Source organism: Paenibacillus sp. DMB5 (assembly GCF_001517085.1).
Lineage (GTDB): Bacteria > Bacillota > Bacilli > Paenibacillales > Paenibacillaceae > Paenibacillus_AQ.
Window position 1 is genome coordinate 36,498 of the sequence record NZ_LRAC01000109.1, and the last position, 20,266, is coordinate 56,763.

A 20,266-nucleotide genomic window follows, 5' to 3' on the forward strand; every position below is an offset into this window, starting at 1 on the left:
GCTTCGTACAAAACTCGCTTCGGAAGCATACTCTTAGTTTTGTGAGCAATACTTCCACGGATTACTTCGTACAAAACTCGCTTCGGAAGCATACTCTTAGTTTTGCGAGCAATACTTCCATGATTTACCTTCGTACAAAACTCGCTTCGGAAGCATACTCTTAAGTTTTGTGAGCAACACTTCCACGATTTAGCTTCGTACAAAACTCGCTTCAGAAGCATACTCTTATTTATAGATCATCACTGTAGCTTGTCGTAAACGACTCGTACAATATTTCTTCTGCAGGGTTGTTGCGCAGCTCGATAATGATATCGAAATCATCAAAGGTATACTCGGATTCCCGCACAAAAATATCCGGGTGCTCAATCACCTTCGTGCTCGGCATGCTCATGACCTGCTGCAGCAGATTGTAATGCTTCTCGTTGGAGCGGATGGTGCTGACAATGCCGTCAATAATGAAGACATTATTCGGATTCATCTCATCCTCGGCCAGCTGGCTGCGCACCGTTTGTCTCAGCAGCGTGGACGAGACAAAGGTCCAGCGCTTCTGCGCACAGACGCTCCCCGCAATGATCGACTCTGTTTTGCCGACACGCGGCATACCTCTAAGTCCTATAACCTGATTGCCTTCCCTCTTAAACAATTCGCCGAGAAAGTCGACAAGCAGACCCAGTTCATCCCGCGTGAAGCGGAAAGTTTTGCGGTCATCCGAATCCCGGTCAATATATCGTCCATGACGGACAGCCAGCTTATCCACCAGACGCGGGGAGCGCAGCGCTGTAACCGTAATATTATCCACCTTTTTGAGCATTTCACCCATCAGCATAATTTTCTCGTCGTCGCTGGTTTCCAGCAGCATCCCGCGTGTCTTGCCTTCGACACCGTTAATCGTCAGGATGTTGACTTCGAGCATACCAAGCATTGAAGCGATATCACCAAGCAGACCAGGTCTGTTCTTATGTATCTTGTACTCCATGTACCACTGTTTATATTCCACTGATTCGCACCTCATAGATTCCTTTTCCCTGTAAGTTGCCATAACCTCAAAAAAACCGGCTTCGGCATAGCTTCTGAAACACGGGTCATGTTAATGATATATAAAATAAAAATGAAAGGCAAGGACACTGTTGTAATAATTGCAGAAAAGCTCCCGCTATGGGGAGCTCCTTCCGCTTGCCTATGCGTTTTTCTTCGCCAGCTTGACCATGAGGGAAGCAATGGTATACTTCTCATCGTCCGTACCGACATCCCACAGCTCTTTGATCGCCCGGTTGGAGTAGTTGCCCGGATCGACTTTTTTGTCGAGGAATTCCCCGATTTCAAAAGCCAGCTTGGTGATGGTTTCTTCACTCATCCCCATTTTTTCAGCCTGAATGACCCGTTCACCCAGAAAGCTCTTCCAGGTATCAAAGTTCTTTACTACGGATTCTGTTGACATCTTAAATCCTCCTTCATGGTTACGGTCCGGACGCCCTGTTCAGCCGTCAGCCGTCTTACGTGATGATTTAAAAGCAACAGTATTAATATGTCTCGTACGTGCTGTTCTTATGCTGGAGATTTCTCCAAGCCGCCCGGAAAAACATATACGCTAAGTAATCCAGCCGCCGTTCGGACTGATCACCTGGCCGGTGATATAACCCGATTCAGGCAATGCCAGAAAATAGACAAGTGAAGCCACCTCTTCCGGTGAAGCAAGCCGGCCGGCCGGAATTTCCTCCTCCAGCATGCGCAGCTCCTCCTCCTGAAGATTATTAAGCATCGCTGTATTCACGGCCCCGGGCGCCACAGCATTCACCGTCACCCCCGAAGGGGCCAGCTCCTTGGCCAGCGCCTTCGTAAAGGCGTTGACGCCGCCTTTGCTTGCAGAGTAGGCCACCTCACAGGAGGCGCCGGAAATGCCCCAGACGGAGGATACATTAATAATCCGGCCAAAGCGCTGCGAGACCATATAAGGCATAAAAATCTGGCTGCATAAAAAGGTTCCCTTAAGGTTGACTGCCATCACTTCGTCCCATTCCTCTTCCGTGACATCGGCCAGCATCCCATAATGGGCCTTTCCGGCATTGTTGACCAGAATATCCGGCAGCATGCCGCTGCTTTCCAGACGTTCAGCCATACGCAAAAGCTGGCTGCGGTCTTTCATGTCCGCAGCCACGGTCATCACCTTTGCCCCCATTGCCAGACAGCGGCGGGCAACATCATTTGCCGCTTCATGTGAATTCATATAATGAATGACAATGTTCATGCCTACAGAAGCAAAACGCTCGGCGATTGCGCCGCCGATTCCCCCGCTTCCTCCCGTTATGAGCACGGTCATCTCATTGATTGGTTTGCCGCCCTCTCCCGTTAACGCCATTAAGGGCTCACCACAAGCGATACGCTAAGCTGTTCCCAGTCAACATGGGCACGGAGACGGTCATTGACCTCATCCAGTGTAATCGATTCGTAGACCGGAAGCACTTCAAATAAATCACCGCCGCGGAACTGATAGCGCGTGAATTCATGCGCGATGCTCTCCGGCGAATTCAGCATGCGCAGATAACCGCCGATTTTCTTTTTGCGGGCCCGTTCAAAGTCCTTCTCGGCAAAGCCGGAAGCAAGCACCGCATTAACCTCTTCCTTGATCCGCTTCAGCAGCAGATCCGGGTCCTTCGTATCTCCGCCGACCGCCGAAAAGGCATATTGCGGGGAGCTGTTGAATTCATGGCCGAAGCTGTCTGAAATCAGCTCTTCATCGTACAGCTTCTGATAGAGCGCCGTGCTGCTTCCGAACAGCAGGTCAAGCATCAGCTTCGTTGTCAGGTCTCGGCGTACCGCAGCTTCCCCGGTCAGCCCCTCCGGTTTCTCCTTGAAACCGAACAGGCATTTCGGCATGGATACAGCAAGCCGGCTTTCTTTGTGTTTCTGTGCTACCTGGGCAGGCTCTTCTTCAAAAATACGCGTAATTTCACCCTGTTTGTCATAGTCCTTGGCTGCCTGGTTGCTGCGGACCAGCTCAAATACCTTCTCGGGCTCTACACCGCCGACAACGAACAGCAGCATATTACTCGGATGATAAAAGGAATTGTAGCAGGTGTAGAGTGTTTCTTTGGTGATCGTAGCAATGGAGTCAATCGTGCCGGCGATATCAATATGCACCGGATGCTTGGAATACATCGCCTCAATTAATCCGAAATAGACGCGCCAGTCCGGATTATCGGCATACATATTGATTTCCTGCCCGATGATGCCCTTTTCCTTCTCTACATTTTCATCCGTAAAATAAGGACGCTGCACGAAATCAATCAGGGTGCTGAGATTGGTCTCAATATTTTCGGTTGCCGAAAAGAGGTATACCGTCTGGTCAAAGCTGGTGAAAGCATTCGCAGAAGCGCCGTTGGAGGCAAAGGTAGCAAAAATATCGCCTTCCGGCTCCTCAAACATTTTGTGCTCCAGGAAGTGGGCAATCCCGTCCGGTACTGTTGTTTCTTCACCGCCGGCCACTTTAAAATGATTGTCTACCGAACCGTATTTGGTCGCAAAGGTCGCGTAGGTTTTTTTGAATGCCGGTTTAGGCAGGACATAGACCTGCAGCCCGTTGTCCATAACCTCGTGATACAGCGTTTCCTGCAGCTTGTCGTAATGAATTTTGTTCATCTGCTATTCCCCCTTCCCTGTAAGGAAATAAATCGTATCCAGCTGGAAGGTGTCGGCAGCCGCCTTCACGTCTTCAGCACCAATTCCGTCCACTTGTGCAAGCAATTCCTGCGCTGAACGGTCTTTTCCGGACAATTGGCGGTTAAAATCAAACGAAATCAGCTCAAATGCAGAGTCCTGTATCTCCGACAACAGGTTGCGGATCATCGCTTTGGTCTGATTCAGCTCCAGATCACTGATATTCCCGGCTTTCAGCTCATCGAGCTGTTTGCGGATAATGTCAACGGCCTTGCCATAATTCTGCGTTTCGATCCCCGACTGGATGGTGCCGATCCCCTTGTGGCCGTCATAGCGGGAGGAAGCATAATACGCCAGACTTTCCTTTTCACGGACGTTAACAAACAGCTTGGAGTGCGGATACCCGCCGAGAATACCGTTGTACATCAGCGCTGAAGCATATCTGTCGTCTGAATAGGTTATGGAGGTGCGCAGGCCCATGTTGAGCTTGCCCTGATTAACATCCAGCTTTTCTTCCACCGTGCGGACCTCTGAAACAGCCACCGGCTTAAAGTTGGAGCTGTAACCGGACGTTTCCTTGTGGGCACGGCCAAAATGACGGATAACCAGCTTCTCAACTTCTTCAGGCGTTGTATCGCCAACCACATACAGATCAAGAATGGCGCCGTTCAGCCAGGCTGTATAAGATTCATACAGGCTCTTGGGCGTGATGCTGTCCAGGTCGGCTCTCTGGCCAAGCGGATGCAGACGGTAAGGCTCCTGGCGGCACATTTCCTCAATGCAGCGTTCGGCGGCGTAGCGGATTTTATCGTTGACGATTGCTTCCAGCTTCTTGCGCACCGTTTCGCGCTCGGTTGCCACATAAGAGGCGCGGAAGCTTCCGTCCTCCAGCAAAGGCCGGGTCAGCACCTCACCGAGGAAGGCAAACGACTCGCCCAGCAGACTTTCCTTGCTCTGGACAAAAGAATCGTTGATCGTGTCCATCCGGAACTGGACAATCTGATAATCGCCCCGTTTGTAGACGTCAAAGCCGAATCCGGCTCCGTAAAGCTCTTCCAGCCGCTCGCGGAACTGCATGGTCTCCGGGTAAGTGGCTGTGCCTCTGCGGAGGACAAAAGGAGCCAGCGCTGTCGGGGTGACTGTGCTCTCATCCAGAGGCACTCCGGCATAGAGGGAAATGGCGAAGGTTTTAAACGCCTTGGTGGGCAGTACATGGATGCGCATGCCTGCGGCGTTGCCATGTTGAAATCCATTGTTTGTCAAGTCCAAAACTCCTTTACGGCGTGGATAGATGCAGTACTATTTAAGTTTATGAAGTATTATCCATTCTAAACCATTCCAAAGTAAGGAAGCAACCGGCAGAAGAATTACCGGTTGCTTTAAGTCGGTGTATAGTCTTACATACAGAAAATATGTTCCCCGATCGTCATTACCTGCGGCCGGGTCCAGATCCATTTGGAAGTTGCCGTCTTCGGGTTAAAATAATACAGGCAGCCGCCGGAAGGGTCCCAGCCGTTAAGCGCCTGCTGAACCGCCTTGCGGGCCTGTTCATTTGGTTCGAGGTAAATCTGCCCGTCAGCTACAGCCGTAAAAGCTCCCGGCTGAAAAATAACACCTGACGGCGTATTGGGAAAGCTCGGGGATTTAACCCGGTTCAGGATTACCGCAGCCACCGCCACCTGTCCCTCAAACGGCTCCCCGCGTGCTTCGCCGTATACGGCATTGGCCATGATTTTCAGGTCATTTTCGGACAAGCCCATGGTGTTGCCGGAGGATAATTCTGCAGTTGTATTCGTTTTGCCGGTATTGCCTGTCTTGGCGGCCGTGTTGTTGCCCGTATTCTTTTTGGCTGTTGTGGTTGAAGGCTCTGTCGGCTTCCATGCTTTGGTCGCATTATACAGCTTCAGCTTTGTTTTAGCCCCGACAATACCATCTGCCTTCATCCCGAATTTCCACTGGAACCAGGTTACCGCATTTTTGGTCTTGGCACCAAACTGGCTGTCAATCTTTCCGTTATAGTAACCAAGATACTTCAGTCTGCCCTGCAGCTCATATACATCCTGGCCTGATGAGCCAACCTTCAGCGGAGTCGTCCCGAAAGCCGGCAGCGCCTCTTCCCCGGAAAGAGGGCTAACGGATTCGGTCTGCTGCTGCGGATTGGCGTAGACATCCTGGTTCTTGAAAAGGACTCCCGCAAACGGTGCGGCTGCCAGTACCAGAGTCATTAAGGCAAATATCCACTGCTTTTGTTTTTTCATTGGGGTCGCTCTACCTTTCTATTGTAAGTTCAACATGGATGGCTAAAGTTATTATGACGACTGGCAGGACATCCTATGCATGGGCGAGCTGAACTCTGCTGCATATCCTTCGGAAGGAGTGCCTTTCCACAGCAAAAAGCACCCTTTCCGTAAAGGAAAGAGTGCTTTGTCAATAAGGTTTAAGAGCTGATCCGGTTCTGCTGATACTGCTCCAGCGACATCAGCACTTCACGCGGCTTGCTGCCCTCGTAAGGACCGATAACCGACCGTGCTTCCATCGCATCTATCAGCCGGGCGGCACGGGTATAGCCTACCCGCATACGCCGCTGCAGCAGCGAGACAGATGCCTGCTTCGCTTCCAGGACGATCTGTACAGCCTGATCATACAATTCATCCTGTGGCTCCTGATCTTCTGAAATGGCATCATCCACTTCAGGTACAAGTGTCTCGTCGTATTCAGCTTCTCCCTGGCTGCTGACGAACTGTACGATCGACTCCACCTCCTGGTCGCTCATGAATGCGCCCTGTACACGGACTGGCTTAGACGCACCCATCGGGAGAAAGAGCATATCGCCGCGTCCCAGCAGCTTCTCTGCACCCGGCATATCGAGAATGGTCCGCGAATCCACATTCGAGGATACGCCAAAGGCGATCCTTGAAGGGATATTCGCCTTGATCAGGCCGGTAATAACGTCAACGGATGGCCGCTGGGTAGCGATAATAAGATGAATGCCCGCAGCACGCGCCATTTGTGCCAGACGGCAGATTGCGTCTTCCACATCGTTTGCTGCAACCATCATCAGGTCGGCGAGCTCGTCCACAATAACAACAATGTAGGGAAGAATTGCCGCAGGGTTGTCCTTCATCAGATTATTGTAGCCTTCAACATTGCGTGTTCCCGATTTGGAGAACAGCTCATAACGCTTCTCCATTTCTACCACAATCTTCTTCAGGGCCAGACTCGCACGCTTCGGATCGGTAACGACCGGTGCAAGCAGATGCGGGATACCGTTATAGACATTAAGCTCAACCATCTTGGGGTCGACCATCAGGAACTTAACCTCGTCCGGCTTGGCTTTGTACAAAATGCTGGTAATAATCCCGTTGATGCAGACCGACTTACCTGATCCCGTAGCCCCGGCAACGAGCAGATGGGGCATCTTGGCCAGATTGCCGACAATGGTCTGGCCGGAAATGTCGCGCCCGAAGGCAATGGACAGCCTGGATTCGGCATCCTGGAAAATCTGTGTTTCCATTACTTCACGCATCGTAACAAGCGAAACCTCCGGATTAGGCACTTCGATACCGATAGCCGATTTGCCCGGGATCGGAGCCTCCATCCGGATATCCTTAGCTGCAAGCGCCAGCGCAATATCATCGGTCAGATTAACAATCCGGCTGACCTTAACCCCGATATCCGGCTGGATTTCATACCGGGTTACAGCAGGCCCGCGGACCACCTCAAGCACCTTGGCTCGGACGCCGAAGCTCTCCAGCGTCGCCTCCAGCTTACGGGCAGTCTGCATGTAATCGTTCTGGTCTCCCGCTTTGCCGCCGCCGTTCGGTTTGGACAGCAGCCTGAACGGCGGAAGCTTATATGGCTTGGGCGGCGGCGGAAGCGGCGGAGCCGGAGCAGGCTCTCCGCTCTCGGACGTACCCAGCAGGCCTTCAAGATCTACCGTGACATCCTCATCCGGCACAAGATCTGTAACAGGCTGCCTTGCGGCTACAGGAGTGCCTGGGGCACCTGTACTACGTGCTTCTGCACTGCGCGCGGCAGGTGAAAATCCGCCCCACTCTTCCCGCTCCTCCTCACTTAGTCCTTCAGAACGGATATGCTCGAAGAAGTCACGGATGATCGGAGTTACCGGCTCCAGATCCTCATCGGCAAATTCAGATTCAGACCTCTCCTGAACAGCATCCAAGCTGTCTGTTTCAAATCCTGAAATTACCGGAGATACAGTCATGCCCGGATCCGGCGTCCTCACATCAGAGCCTGACTCGTCGCCCCCTGCTTCAACAGATCCGGTGGACCCAGATCCGTTAAGCCAGCCGCCGATCCGGCGGAAGAACAGCGGCTGGCTTCTTCTTGGAAGAGACGGCTCGTCCTCTTCTTCATCGTCCTCGTCATCGTCGGGAGGCGGTGGTGCAGAAGACCTGCCGCCTCTGGACGAACGGGGTGAAACCGGAACCGCAGCCGGGCGGTTGGCAGCTCTCTGCCTGAGATTCTCCAGCAGCTTCACGGAGCGTACCCGCAGCAGCGAGAACAACTCCACATAGGAGAGGTTGGTAACCAGCATGAAGCTGATTGCCAGCATTACGATCATAATCAGCTTCGCACCCAATGTACCGAACAGCCACAGCAGTGCTGCGAACTCCAGCGCACCAACATATCCGCCGCTGATGTCCTTGCCCAGCAGGTAGACACTGCTGTCATTGGTACCGAGCTTCAGCGCACCGGATAGATCATTATGTATTTGCGCCAGCACATTGCCGGGATGCAGCATATTAATAGGTCCCAGCTTCTGCTGCATGGCTGAGATCGAACTCATAAGGCATAAGGACAGGACCAGCATCACCGCACCGGTATAACGAGTGTTCCAGCCGGATGGCCACTTCCTGTGTATCATGACCATTAGCCCGTAGATGATGCCGACGACCGGCAGAACAAAATAAAATCTGCCCAGCAGGTATCCCGCCATACTGGACAGAGACCGCCCTACGGCAGCTTCGCCGGACAGGGCAATTACCGAAATGGTAATAAGCATAATACCATAAATTTCATATTTAAGAACGCTGCCGATTGTCGCTTTTTTCTTTGACTTTCTCTTTCTCCGTTTAGCCACGCCAGCCACCCCCGGCAACATTATACCATATAATGGCGTGGCGTACCTATGTTCTGTTCTGTAAAAAAATGCAACTTTATGGCGCTCCGTTATTTATCGTAATCGACAACTGCACCGGGAGCGAACGCCGGGTCAAGATACTTGTCCAGCGGACACTGAAGCAGACGTACAATCCGTGCCTGCCTGCCTTCCAGCGGCTCTACCTGCATCAGCATCCCCCCGATTGTCACCTCCTGCAGCTGCTGCCCGTTACTGTAAGCCCCCTCAAACATTTGTTCAAGCGGCACAACGGTATAAAAGGTCATTGCGGCAGGCCTCCCTGAGCAAGCTCACCGGCTCCGGCAGCTGGTATTACTGTACCGGCTATCATCCGGTTTAAATGCGCCAGGGCGGCGCCGATTCCGCCAACCTCGTCCATCAGCCCGAATTTAACGGCATCATACCCGCCTACCGCGGTACCGATATCACGGTTCAGCTCTCCTGTTTTGAACATGAGATCCTTGAACATCTGTTCACTGATCCGCGAATGGGAGGTGACGAACCGCACCATCCGCTCCTGCATCCGTTCCATATATTCAAAGGTCTGCGGCACGCCGATCACAAGCCCGTTCATCCGGATCGGATGAATGGTCATCGTTGCGCTTTCGGCAATTATGGAGTAGCTGGATGCTACAGCAATCGGCACACCGATGCTGTGTCCGCCTCCGATAACCACCGTAACCGTAGGCTTGGACAGGGAAGCAATCATTTCGGCAATGGCCAGCCCGGCCTCTACGTCACCTCCGACAGTGTTCAGAATAATCAGGAGGCCTTTAATATTCTTGTTCTGTTCTGCCGCCACAAGCTGCGGAATAATATGCTCATATTTAGTCGTTTTATTATGCGGCGGGAGTACAAAATGCCCCTCGATCTGGCCGATGATCGTCATGCAGAAAATATCCGGCTCTGCGCTCGGCACCGCCGTCTGGCCCAGCTCTTTAAGCATATTTACGGCAGGCGGGACTGCTTCAGGAGCAGCTGTCCTGGTTTCCTCCGGCTGAACCTCCGCGTTGCTGATGCCCGTATGCAAACCTTGCTTCTTATCCACTTGCAGCTCACCCTTTCCGCTTGCAGCTCTTATAAAGCTGCAGCCATACTGACTGTGCTTAGTATGACATTTACGGTGAGCGGCTTATGCAGAAACGGGCATTTCCTTTTAGTACTTGTCGACGACAGCCCCAAGCACAGCGCCCCGGATATAACTTTGTCCCTGCAGGCTGGCCAGGCCGGGAGCTGTACCTGTAACAACTACGCCCAGAATACGGACATCACTTGCTTCCGGTGCGGTTTTATCCTTTTTCAAATTCTCAATGATCTGCTTATATTCTTCATAGTATATGTCCTTGCGCGACAATCCGCTTTGAACGGAGTCTACAAAGTCTTCAGGTGTTACTTTATCGTAGTCGGGACGGATTCCGAAGCCGTATACCCCATAACCTGACATTGGCAAAGGGTAGCTTGTTCCTCCGTTTCCGTCTTCGCGGGGTTCAAACTGAAATCCTTTACGCTCACCATAGGTATCAACCCAATACCATACAGGTCTTACGCCCGCTGGCAGCATGGCTCGCACCTCTTCAAACGAATAGGACTGATCGAATGACAGCGACATTTCCGCAAGCTTCCCGGGCTCCATTTCACTAAGCAGCGACAGGTCATTAAAAATCTTCCCGTTATAATCCACTTCCGGGATATAGTAGAGCATTTCCCGCTGGCCATTGTAAGGGTTATACTGTCTGCCGTATTCATAACCGGCCTGCTCCAGCTCGGAATTGCTGACTGTCAGAGCTGATGTCCCTCCGTATGCGCCTGTAGTGAACGGAAACCACCATTCATTATAATTCGTCCATTCTTGATCCCAGGGTATAGGAACACCCTCAATTATTTTGTAGGTGTTCGTTTCCAGCACGCCGGATAAAAATCCGCGGGTATCTTTATATCCTGATTCATATTCGTTAGGACTGCTGATCATCCTGTACATCCACTCGCTCGTAAGGGTCTCTGAGGATCTGTGATTCACCATCTGGGCAGCACCAAAAAATATAGCGGTTAATGTAACAAGCACTACGGCCAGCGAAATTAAAATGCTGCGCACCGTACTTTTGCGTTTTGCCTTTTTCAAGACCTGCGACAGCTGCTTGTCCTCTTCTTCATTCCATGGGGCAGTCAATGTGCCTCACCTCCGTAAAATTGTTGAAACTGTTGTCTTGCCCGGTATAGAGACGCTTTTACCGTTCCTTCACTGATTCCCAGTAATGCTGCGATTTCCTTATAGGATAAGCCCAGCTCATATTTGAGCAGAATCAGCTGGCGGTTTGCCGGAATCATCCGGCTTAGCGTCTGCTCAATCCGCTCCTTCTGTTCACGCTGCAACAGCTGCGACTCCGGCTGCTCCTTATCCGGCGCTGCCTGCTCCTCTGCCTCCATAGTGTACTGAAACCGTTTATGTCTGCGGCACAGATCATAATAGCGGTTTATTGCAACCTTATAGAGCCAGGCGCTGAAATTGCGCTCTTCAATCCCGCTTATATACTGCAGTGCCTTGCAGACCGTATCCTGTACAATATCCTCCGCATCTTCAGGCGCTGCGCCCAGGCGGATGAGATATCTGCGGATCTCGGCCATTTTGGATCCCAGCAGCTGCTCCTTAAGCTTAGCCCCCATTATGCACCTCCCTGGCAGTATAACGATTAGACGAAGGAAATGTTGTCTCTTGCCGTAAAAATAACAAAAACCCCTCCTCCCCAGGAAACCGTCCAATATTTCCGGGAGAGAAGGGGCTCTTGCGCCCTGCTTATTTAAATAGAAGAAGCTATCTTCTTAAACTTCCATAATAATCGGCAAAATCATCGGTCTGCGGCGCGTCTGTTCATACAGGAAACGGCCGAGGGAATCTTTGACGCTCGTCTTGAGGGAAGCCCACTCATTGACCTTCTCGCTCATCAGACGCTGCAGCGTGCTGGATACAATCCGGTTGGCTTCGTCCAGCAGTCCTTCGGACTCACGGACATATACAAAGCCGCGGGAAATGATATCCGGCCCGGAGACAATCGCTCCGTTCTGTTTGCTCAGTGTAACGACGACTACGAGGATACCGTCCTGGGACAGCAGCTTGCGGTCGCGGAGTACGATGTTACCTACGTCGCCGACACCCAGACCGTCGATCAGCACGTTGCCTGCAGTAACCTTACCGGCTCTGCGGGCTCCCCCGCCCTGAATCTCAATCACTTCACCAATCTCCGTGATGAAGATGTTACTCGGATCCACGCCGACGGATTCTGCCAGAAGCGCATGTCTGCGCTGCATCCGGAATTCACCGTGGATTGGAATGAAGTACTTCGGCTTCATCAGGTTAAGCATCAGCTTGAGCTCTTCCTGGCTGCCGTGACCGGATACGTGAACGCCGGAGTTCGAGCCGCTGTAGATTACATTGGCGCCGAGACGGAACAGTTCATCAATGGTACGGCCGACATACTTCTCGTTGCCCGGAACCGGAGTCGCCGCAATAATAACGGTATCTCCCGGCAGGATATCCACCTTACGGTGACTGGAGCGGGCCATGCGGGTAAGTGCCGACATCGGCTCACCCTGGCTGCCTGTGCAGAGCACGACAACGCGGTTGGCAGCCATGCGGTTCATTTCCTCCGGCTCAATCAGCATACCGTCCGGTACATGCAGGTATCCAAGCTCGGAAGCAATGGCAACTACGTTAACCATACTGCGTCCGATAACAGTGATCTTGCGGCCTGTCGATTCTGCAGCATTAACCACCTGCTGAATACGGTGCACGTTAGAGGCAAAAGTCGCTACTACTACGCGCTGGTCGGCTTTGCGGAAAATATCCTCAAGCACGATACCGACATTTTTCTCCGAAGGGGTGAAGCCCGGCTTCTCGGCATTGGTACTGTCAGACATAAGGGCGAGTACACCCTTCTGGCCGATTTCCGCCATCCGGTGCAGGTTCGCATATTGGCCATTGACTGGTGTATGGTCAAATTTGAAGTCACCTGTATGAACGACGTTACCTTCCGGGGTTTCAATGCATACGCCTACGGAATCCGGAATACTGTGGTTGGTTCTGAAGAAGGTTACCTGCAGGGAAGTTCCCAGATCGATAACCGAATCTTCGTTAATCAGAATACGCTTCGTTTCGCCAAGCAAATTGGCTTCCTTCAGCTTGTTCTCGACCAGGCCGAGCGTAAGTCTTGTTCCGTATACCGGAACATTCAGGTTCTTGAGCACATAAGGCAGACCGCCGATGTGATCTTCGTGTCCGTGAGTGAGGACGATCCCTCTAACCTTATCACGGTTCTCAGTCAGGTATGAGATGTCTGGGATAACAATATCAATACCGAGCATATCCTCTTCCGGGAATTTAAGTCCTGCATCCACGACCACAATGTCGTTAGCATATTGGACTACATACATGTTCTTACCGATTTCTCCGACTCCGCCCAAAGCGAAAATCATTAGCTTATCGTTGTTGTTATTTTTTTTGGACAAATGAATCTAACCCTCCTATGATGTTGGACGTCACCCTTTTATTGGCAAATCATTAAGCTTCATATTTCAGCGGCGCTGAACACATTGTTCAAATTGCCGATAGCTTCCATAAAAAACAGGGATATCGCTTCAAGTCTGATCATATCTGCTGTGCAATGCGAAAAATCCCGAAACCGAGAAGTGAGTAGCTTCTTGAACTGGATAATATCCGTCAAAGGCCAATGCTGCGCCCCTCGCGCAAAAAACCGACAGCAATAGCACAGACTTATAGAAGGACCTACCCTGTCTCACAATGTAAAAAAACATTGACGGAAGATTACCGCATATTTAATTAACCGCACCCAGTCACTTAAGAACATTATACATGATTTTTTTGGCAAAAGACAAGTCATCCGCTATGTAAGCTTATTCTTTCCTTAGAATTCAGGCATTATTTGCGGTAAAGGTGCATAAACCAGCCCAAATAAAATGCGGATTTTCATCAAAAAAACCGGCTCCCATTAAAGGGATACCGGTTTAAGTTAGTAAAGATTCTGTATCGGATCAAGGCTAATTCAGCAGCGCTTTGATAAAAGCGGCCTCAGCTTCATTCGGGCCGACCAGCGGGAGCCGGACAGAACCGACGTCCATTCCGCGCAGCGACAGCGCATACTTGACTGCGGCCGGATTCGGCAGCGGCTGCGGACATTCAAAGAGACCCTTGAACACAGGGAACAGCTGACGGTGCAGGTCTCCTGCCCGCTTCACATTTCCGGCCAGGTATGCCTGAATCATCTCTGACATCTGGGAGCCGATAATATGTCCCGCCACACTGATAATTCCGTGCCCGCCGACCGCCAGGGTAGCCAGACCTGCAGAATCATCGCCTGTGTAGACATGAAAATCTTCAGGGCATGCCGTAGCAATCAATGTAATCTGGTCCACGGAGGCACATTCCTTGGTGGCGACAATGTTCGGAATCTCCGCAAGCCGCAGTGTCGTTGCCGCACTCATGCTCACACCTGTTCGTCCGGGAACATTGTACAGGATACATGGCAAAGAGGTGCTGCCGGCAATCGCCGAGAAATGCTGATACAGCCCTTCCTGGTTCGGTTTGTTGTAGTAAGGAACGACCAGCAGAACACCGTCTACGCCGATCTTTTCTGCTTCCTTCGTTAGATGTATGGAATGTCTGGTGCTGTTGGTGCCGGTTCCGGCGATAATTTTACAGCGTCCGTCTGCTTTATTCAGGACAAAGGAAAACAGCTTCAGCTTCTCCTCATCGGTCAAGGTAGGCGATTCCCCCGTCGTCCCGCAGACAACCAGCGCTTCGGATTTCTGTTCTTCGATCAAATAATCGACCAACCGGGAAGTTCCTTCCCAGTTGATTTCTCCATCCCCGTCAAAGGGGGTTACCATCGCAGTGATCAGTCTACCGAAATCCACTTTGAATTCCTCCTTGTCAGCGGTGCAATTCAAATTTGGCATGCAGCGCACGCAGCGACTGCACCATATCTTCCTTTTTCACAAGAACCCAGATGGTAGTATTCGAATCCGCCGACTGCAGGATCTGAATATTCTGCGAGCTGAGCGCCTCAACGATCCGGGCCATAATCCCCGGTACACCGTTAATTCCTCCCCCGATTACCGAGACCTTGGCGCAGCCGGATAAGCTTTTGGGACGGAGCCCCAGCTCCTGCAGCGCAGCGATAGCCCGCTCGGATTTGTCGTCATTGACGGTATACAGCGCCTCTGTAGGCGTTACGTTAATGAAGTCAACGCTGATGCCGTTGTCGGCCATGCTCTTAAAAATCTGGAGCTGTACGCCTGTGCCGTTGCCGTCAGGGCATTCCACAGAAATCTGTGTAATGTTGCTTACATAGGCTATCCCGGTTACAAACCGGTCTACAATGCCGTTGGATACATCATTAAACCCTTCAGGATGGGTAACCAGCGTACCTTCTGATTCGGAAAAGGTAGAGCGTACACGTACCGGAATATTGGCCTGCATGGCAATTTCCACGGCACGCGGGTGAATAACCTTAGCCCCCTGGTAGGCCATGTTGCAGATTTCGGTATAGCTGACATAGGTCAGAGGCTTGGCATCCTCAACAATCCGCGGATCAGCAGTCAGAATTCCGTCCACATCGGTATAAATATCGACCATATCTGCACGGAGGGCGGCTCCGAGCGCAGTTGCCGAAGTATCACTTCCGCCTCTGCCAAGGGTCGTGAAATCCCCGGCTTCGGTCTGACCCTGGAACCCGGTTACTATTACTACTTTATGCTCGCGCAGTTCGCGTAGAATCCGTTCGGTGCGGACATCGAGAATTCTTGCATTTCCGTAATTACTGTCAGTCAAAAAGCCCGCCTGTGCCCCCGTCAGCACAGTGGCACGGATGCCCTGCTCCTCCAGCAGCCCGCACAGCGTAGTTGCCGAGATAATCTCTCCGCAGCACATCAGCAGATCCTTCTCGCGGTCAGGCAGCGCGTTGCCGTTCTGTACCGCCCAGTCCAGCAGGGTGTCGGTAGCATAAGGCTCGCCTTTGCGGCCCATTGCAGAAACAACGACTACAAGATTGAATCCGCTTGCCAGCTCCCGTTTGACATGGCTGATGACATGCTCTCTTGCTGCCGGTGTCGAAAGTGAAGTACCTCCGAATTTTTGCACTAAAATACCCATCGTATAATTCCTCCATTACTTCTCTAAACAAGCTAAAAAAGTGCTGAACCGCCCCCAGCATGAGGACGGCGCAAGTAAGGCTTATAAATCAATTCAGGTCTGCTCCATGCAGACCTTCATGCTATGCTGAATGAAACCGTTCGATAATCATCGGCTGCAGCTGTTTGCCCTGCAGAGCGGCGTAGCAGGCTTCAGGAATGAGCTCCATGCGTGCTACAAGCGAATTGGGCTTGCCCTCAGGGTTATCCTGGCCGAACGGCACAAAATAAATATGTTTGGCTACCAGAAGCTTCGCAATATTCGCCGCGTTCAGACCCAGGCCGTCATTAGTCGAAATGGCCAGCACAAGCGGACGGCCGTTGCGCATCTGCGATTTGGCAGCCATCAGGACAGGGCTGTCAGTCATGGCGTTAGCCAGCTTGCTCGTCGTATTGCCTGTGCAGGGAGCTATTGTCAGCACATCGAGCAGCTTGGATGGACCCAGCGGTTCCGCATCAACAATTGTAGAAATGATATCATTCCCCGTTATATCTTTCAACTGTTTTAGCCAATTTTCCGATGTGCCGAACCGGGTGTCCGTATTCAGCACGGATGCGGAAACAATCGGCACCACTTTCGCTCCCCCGTCCATAAACCGCTGAATCTGCGGCATCACCTCCGCAAAGGTGCAGTGTGAGCCGGTAATCGCATAACCTACTGTTTTTCCGTGCCAATCCATTTATTGGTCCCCCTTCGTTAGAATCTCCTCCGAGATCGACTGTACCAGCGCATTGCCCATAATCATCCCGGCGCTTTTCGGGGCGACAATCCCGGGCAGCCCGGGTGCCAGCATCGCCTTGATGCCGCGCTTCTCCGCATACCGGAAGTCGCATCCGCCCGGCGCCGAAGCCAGGTCAATAATGACGCTACTCTTGGGAACACGGGAAAGAATCTGTGCTGTAATAATCATGCTTGGTATCGTATTAAAAATCAGATCAGTATCGCCAACCTGCTGCAGCAGCTCCCCGGTCATAAACGGCTTCCAGCCCATCTCCTCCGCCCGGGCATAATGATCCTGCTTCCTTACACCCACCTTGACTGTGGAGCCGAGCCCCTGAAGTGCCCTTGCCATAGTAAAACCGGTGCGTCCCATCCCAAGCACCATGGAAGTGGAGCCGTGAATGGTAAAATCGGTATTCTGAATGGCCATGACCAGCGCACCTTCCGCTGTCGGAATCGAGTTATAGATCGCCACATCATCCCGGTTCAACAGCTCTATGAGCTTAAGCTTATGTCTTGTGCACAGGCTTCGCAGATAGCTTTTGGCTATTCCGGTGTATACTGTACATCCTTCCGGCAGGGCAGCAGCATGCTCCTCCAGCAGCTGCAGACGGCCGGATGAAAACAGCGCGTTGATATTCCCTTCCTCGTCACAGCCCACCGTAGGCAGCACCAGCACATCCGCATTGCCGAGCAGCTCAGGCGACAGCTGTTCCAGGTTCACCCCCGGGCTAGGGGCCTCCCATTTCTCAAATCCGGCGGCGCTGACCGCCGCATCCATTTCCACACACTTTCGAATGACTTCAAGCTGTCTCGCGTCCCCGCCCAGGAACACGATCCTGATGCCAGTAAGCATAGGGATGACGCTCCTTTCCACATACACTATCGACTATAAAGCATCTTATGCCGGGGCACGCGGATGGGTGAAAAGCGGAGAATAATTCCTGGGCGCACCACATAAATCACAGAACGCTTTTAAATCCGGAACAGATGCAGCAGGATCTGGACTTTTCGATCGGGAAAGTCCATCCTTCTCTGATTAACGGCTGGAGCAGCGGACAGAAGCAGGTCATAGAATCTGCCTACAGCAAAATCGGGAAGCCGCAAAGCGACGCAGATTTTTATTTCACCGCAAACGAGATTGTCTCGTTGATGCATGACGGGCATACGGTTTTATACTGGGAGCTGGAGAACCTAAAGTTCCTTGATCTTTCATTGTTTTGGGCGCGTGACGGACTGGTGGTTAATAATAACCGGGGCAATGTGCGTGGTGCAGATCAGGATGATGGAGTAGTGCAGTCGCTAAGGCAGCTAATCGAGAACGACATGAAGACAGACTTTCCATACAAGGGCAAGCCCTATCTGCTGACCTCTCCCCAAACCTTCAGCTCCGCCAACATGTTCGCTGTCATAGTCCAGGATAACGGCCTCGGCCAAATTATCGGTGAAGCAACAGGCAACCAGCCGTCATCCTACGGCGATATCCTTACCTTCCAGCTTCCTGCCTCGGGCATCCATTTCCAGGTTTCGTTCAAATAATTCACCCGTTCCTTACCGGAACGTGATCCTGCAGATTCCCTGCAGCCGGATATTGAAGCCTACACTACAGCCAAAGATATTATCGGACGGCGGGATGCGCAGCTGGAGAAGCTGCGGGAGGTTGTGCGTGCAGATCTGAAAATGAATAGTAGTGGCAAATAAAGACCCTTCAAAAAGAAAAAAGCTTGCAGATAGCGCCCCTAAAGGGCGGTTTATCTGCAAGCTCTTAAATGTGCAATAAATCCTTACTTCCCGGTATGGCCGAAGCCGCCGGCGCCGCGTTCTGTTTCGGACAGCTCTTCCACTTCCACCAGCGTTACTGACGGAACGGCCTGGAACACCATCTGGGCAATCCGCTCATTGCGGGCAATGGCGAAAGGCTCCTGCCCCAGATTGATCAGCAGCACCTTGATCTCACCGCGGTAATCGGCATCAATGGTTCCCGGTGTGTTCAGGCAGGTAATGCCGTGCTTGAAGGCCAGCCCGCTGCGCGGTCGGATCTGCGCCTCCAGCCCGTCAGGCATTGCCAGAGCAATGCCGGTAGGGATTAGGGCGCGCTCGCCGGGAGCAAGTACTACCGGCTCTGCTACTGAGGCATGCAGGTCAAAGCCTGAAGCCTGCTCCGACATTTTGCGCGGGAGCTGCACATCCTCATTTCCCGAAAGCTTGTTAATTTGAACGTGATAAGACAAGATCATCTCTCCTAACATTGGCAATCGCTTTATCTGTTGAGCCGACCATCGCCAGTGCGAGAGGTTCAGCAAACATATGGTCCAGCAGCCGGTTCACATCATCCATCGTAACCCGGCTGATTTTTTCAATCATATCATCAAGTGTGTCATGTCTTCCCAGCATCAGCTCATTTTTACCAATCCGGTTCATCCGGCTGCTGGTGCTCTCGAGGCTGAGAATCAGGCTGCCCTTAAGCTGCTCTTTGCCTTTTCTCAGCTCATCTTCGCTGATGCCCTTCACAGCCAGCTCCTGCATCATTTCCTTGATCAGCTCGGTTACTTCCTTCGTCTGCTTGGGTGCGGTTCCCGCATACACGGTGAACAGGCCGCTATCCACCTGGGAGCTGTGGTAGGAATAGACGGAATAGGCAAGCCCCCGCTTCTCACGGATCTCCTGGAACAGCCGTGAGCTCATTCCTCCGCCAACGGTGTTGTTAAGCAGTACCATCGGATACTGCAGCGGTCCGCCGCTCTGTACACCCGGCAGGGAAATACAGATGTGGTTCTGCTCGGTTTTTTTGCGGTGGAACAGCAGTCCGCCCTGATAATCAGGCGCTGTAAGCTCCGGAGCCTGGCCATGATTGTCGAATTCGCCGAAGTGGCGCTCCAGCAGATCAATCAGACCGTCATCGATGTTCCCGGCTACGCTGATTACGGTATTTTCGATCGTATACTGCTCCTTCATGTAAGCGCGCAGATCATCCGGCGTCATCTCAAGCAGGCGTTCCTTCAGCCCGAGAATCGAGTAAGCAAGCGGATGCTCCCCGTAAGCGGCAGCACACATCAGGTCATGCACCAGATCATCCGGCGTGTCCTCGCACATGGCGATTTCTTCGAGAATGACGTTTTTTCCTTGGCCAGCTCTTCGGCGTCCATCTTTGAGCGGAAAAACATATCAGACAGCACATCCACCGCTATCGGCAGATGCTCATCCAGCACTTTTGCATAATAGCATGTATATTCCTTTGAGGTAAATGCATTGACGTTGCCGCCAATCGCATCAAACTGCTCGGCTATATCCTTGGCGCTAAAGCGGTCGGTGCCTTTGAAGAGCATATGTTCAATGAAATGGGAAATACCGTTGTTCAAGGGATTTTCATTGCGGGAACCGGTTCTGACCCAGATTCCAAAGGAAACGGACCGGCCGGTCGGGATTTTCTCCGTCACCACCCGCAGGCCGTTCGATAACACTATTTTTTCCAATTGTACGTCCTCCTGGCATAGCCCTGTTTCTGTTCTGCCCAAAATCTTAAGCGAATTTAATCCTACCAGAAAATA

Annotated in this window: 18 protein-coding genes and 1 pseudogene; 1 reads left to right on the forward strand and 18 read right to left on the reverse strand. The window is 52.0% G+C overall.

Features of this window, described 5'->3' with window-relative positions; translation table 11 throughout:
* Window positions 1-229: 229 nt before the first annotated feature.
* The 16 genes from AWJ19_RS11815 to dpsA form a co-directional block, all read right to left on the reverse strand.
* Window positions 230-1,012, reverse strand: a complete 783-nt coding sequence (locus AWJ19_RS11815) for a DUF3388 domain-containing protein (RefSeq protein ID WP_068723918.1) — start codon at window positions 1,010-1,012, stop codon at window positions 230-232.
* 165 nt (window positions 1,013-1,177) lie between these two features.
* Window positions 1,178-1,438 (reverse strand): DUF3243 domain-containing protein, encoded by a 261-nt coding sequence (locus AWJ19_RS11820; RefSeq protein WP_068723920.1) that lies wholly within the window; start codon window positions 1,436-1,438, stop codon window positions 1,178-1,180.
* A gap of 150 nt (window positions 1,439-1,588) precedes the next feature.
* Window positions 1,589-2,356 carry a 3-oxoacyl-ACP reductase FabG gene (gene fabG / locus AWJ19_RS11825; RefSeq protein ID WP_068723922.1) on the reverse strand — a complete coding sequence of 256 codons (768 nt, stop codon included), beginning with the start codon at window positions 2,354-2,356 and terminating at the stop codon, window positions 1,589-1,591.
* The gene (locus AWJ19_RS11830; protein WP_068723924.1) at window positions 2,356-3,636 is read right to left on the reverse strand and encodes a pitrilysin family protein; all 1,281 of its coding nucleotides are present in this window, start codon (window positions 3,634-3,636) and stop codon (window positions 2,356-2,358) included. The genes fabG and AWJ19_RS11830 overlap by 1 nt, the downstream gene beginning before the upstream one ends.
* Window positions 3,637-3,639: 3 nt before the next feature.
* Window positions 3,640-4,878 (reverse strand): pitrilysin family protein, encoded by a 1,239-nt coding sequence (locus AWJ19_RS11835; protein ID WP_198536549.1) that lies wholly within the window; start codon window positions 4,876-4,878, stop codon window positions 3,640-3,642.
* A 173-nt stretch (window positions 4,879-5,051) separates the two neighbouring features.
* Window positions 5,052-5,912: a spore cortex-lytic enzyme gene (gene sleB, locus AWJ19_RS11840; RefSeq protein ID WP_068723927.1), complete on the reverse strand. Its 861-nt coding sequence runs from the start codon at window positions 5,910-5,912 to the stop codon at window positions 5,052-5,054.
* A 179-nt stretch (window positions 5,913-6,091) separates the two neighbouring features.
* Window positions 6,092-8,758 carry a DNA translocase FtsK gene (locus AWJ19_RS11845; protein ID WP_241781709.1) on the reverse strand — a complete coding sequence of 889 codons (2,667 nt, stop codon included), beginning with the start codon at window positions 8,756-8,758 and terminating at the stop codon, window positions 6,092-6,094.
* Between the two features lie 89 nt (window positions 8,759-8,847).
* Entirely contained in the window at window positions 8,848-9,063 is a 216-nt protein-coding gene (locus AWJ19_RS11850) for a YlzJ-like family protein (RefSeq protein WP_068723930.1), read from the reverse strand.
* Window positions 9,060-9,815 (reverse strand): ATP-dependent Clp protease proteolytic subunit, encoded by a 756-nt coding sequence (locus AWJ19_RS11855; RefSeq protein WP_068724063.1) that lies wholly within the window; start codon window positions 9,813-9,815, stop codon window positions 9,060-9,062. The genes AWJ19_RS11850 and AWJ19_RS11855 overlap by 4 nt, the downstream gene beginning before the upstream one ends.
* A gap of 138 nt (window positions 9,816-9,953) precedes the next feature.
* A complete protein-coding gene (locus AWJ19_RS11860; protein WP_068723932.1) occupies window positions 9,954-10,964 on the reverse strand; it encodes an anti-sigma factor in 1,011 nt (336 codons plus the stop codon).
* Window positions 10,961-11,458: a sigma-70 family RNA polymerase sigma factor gene (locus AWJ19_RS11865; RefSeq protein ID WP_068723934.1), complete on the reverse strand. Its 498-nt coding sequence runs from the start codon at window positions 11,456-11,458 to the stop codon at window positions 10,961-10,963. The genes AWJ19_RS11860 and AWJ19_RS11865 overlap by 4 nt, the downstream gene beginning before the upstream one ends.
* A 156-nt stretch (window positions 11,459-11,614) precedes the next feature.
* Complete coding sequence (locus tag AWJ19_RS11870; protein ID WP_068723936.1) at window positions 11,615-13,297, reverse strand: ribonuclease J; 1,683 nt, start codon at window positions 13,295-13,297, stop codon at window positions 11,615-11,617.
* Between the two features lie 549 nt (window positions 13,298-13,846).
* Window positions 13,847-14,722, reverse strand: a complete 876-nt coding sequence (dapA, locus tag AWJ19_RS11875; RefSeq protein WP_068723938.1) for a 4-hydroxy-tetrahydrodipicolinate synthase — start codon at window positions 14,720-14,722, stop codon at window positions 13,847-13,849.
* A 16-nt stretch (window positions 14,723-14,738) separates the two neighbouring features.
* Window positions 14,739-15,959 carry an aspartate kinase gene (gene dapG, locus AWJ19_RS11880; RefSeq protein WP_068723939.1) on the reverse strand — a complete coding sequence of 407 codons (1,221 nt, stop codon included), beginning with the start codon at window positions 15,957-15,959 and terminating at the stop codon, window positions 14,739-14,741.
* A 121-nt stretch (window positions 15,960-16,080) separates the two neighbouring features.
* The gene (locus AWJ19_RS11885) at window positions 16,081-16,677 is read right to left on the reverse strand and encodes a dipicolinate synthase subunit B (protein WP_068723941.1); all 597 of its coding nucleotides are present in this window, start codon (window positions 16,675-16,677) and stop codon (window positions 16,081-16,083) included.
* Window positions 16,678-17,574, reverse strand: coding sequence for a dipicolinate synthase subunit DpsA (gene dpsA / locus AWJ19_RS11890; RefSeq protein ID WP_068723943.1), 897 nt, complete (start codon window positions 17,572-17,574; stop codon window positions 16,678-16,680).
* 134 nt (window positions 17,575-17,708) lie between these two features.
* Here dpsA and AWJ19_RS11895 point away from each other — a divergent pair, with 134 nt between their 5' ends.
* On the forward strand, window positions 17,709-18,257 hold the full coding sequence (locus AWJ19_RS11895) for a S41 family peptidase (protein WP_068723945.1): 549 nt from the start codon (window positions 17,709-17,711) through the stop codon (window positions 18,255-18,257).
* 245 nt (window positions 18,258-18,502) lie between these two features.
* On the opposite strand, the gene dut is transcribed toward AWJ19_RS11895, so the two are convergent.
* Together dut and AWJ19_RS11905 are read right to left on the reverse strand one after the other, a co-directional pair.
* Window positions 18,503-18,952: a dUTP diphosphatase gene (dut, locus tag AWJ19_RS11900; RefSeq protein WP_198536550.1), complete on the reverse strand. Its 450-nt coding sequence runs from the start codon at window positions 18,950-18,952 to the stop codon at window positions 18,503-18,505.
* Window positions 18,927-20,191 (reverse strand): annotated as a pseudogene (locus AWJ19_RS11905) (pitrilysin family protein). The gene dut and the pseudogene AWJ19_RS11905 overlap by 26 nt, the downstream one beginning before the upstream one ends.
* Window positions 20,192-20,266 lie beyond the last annotated feature (75 nt).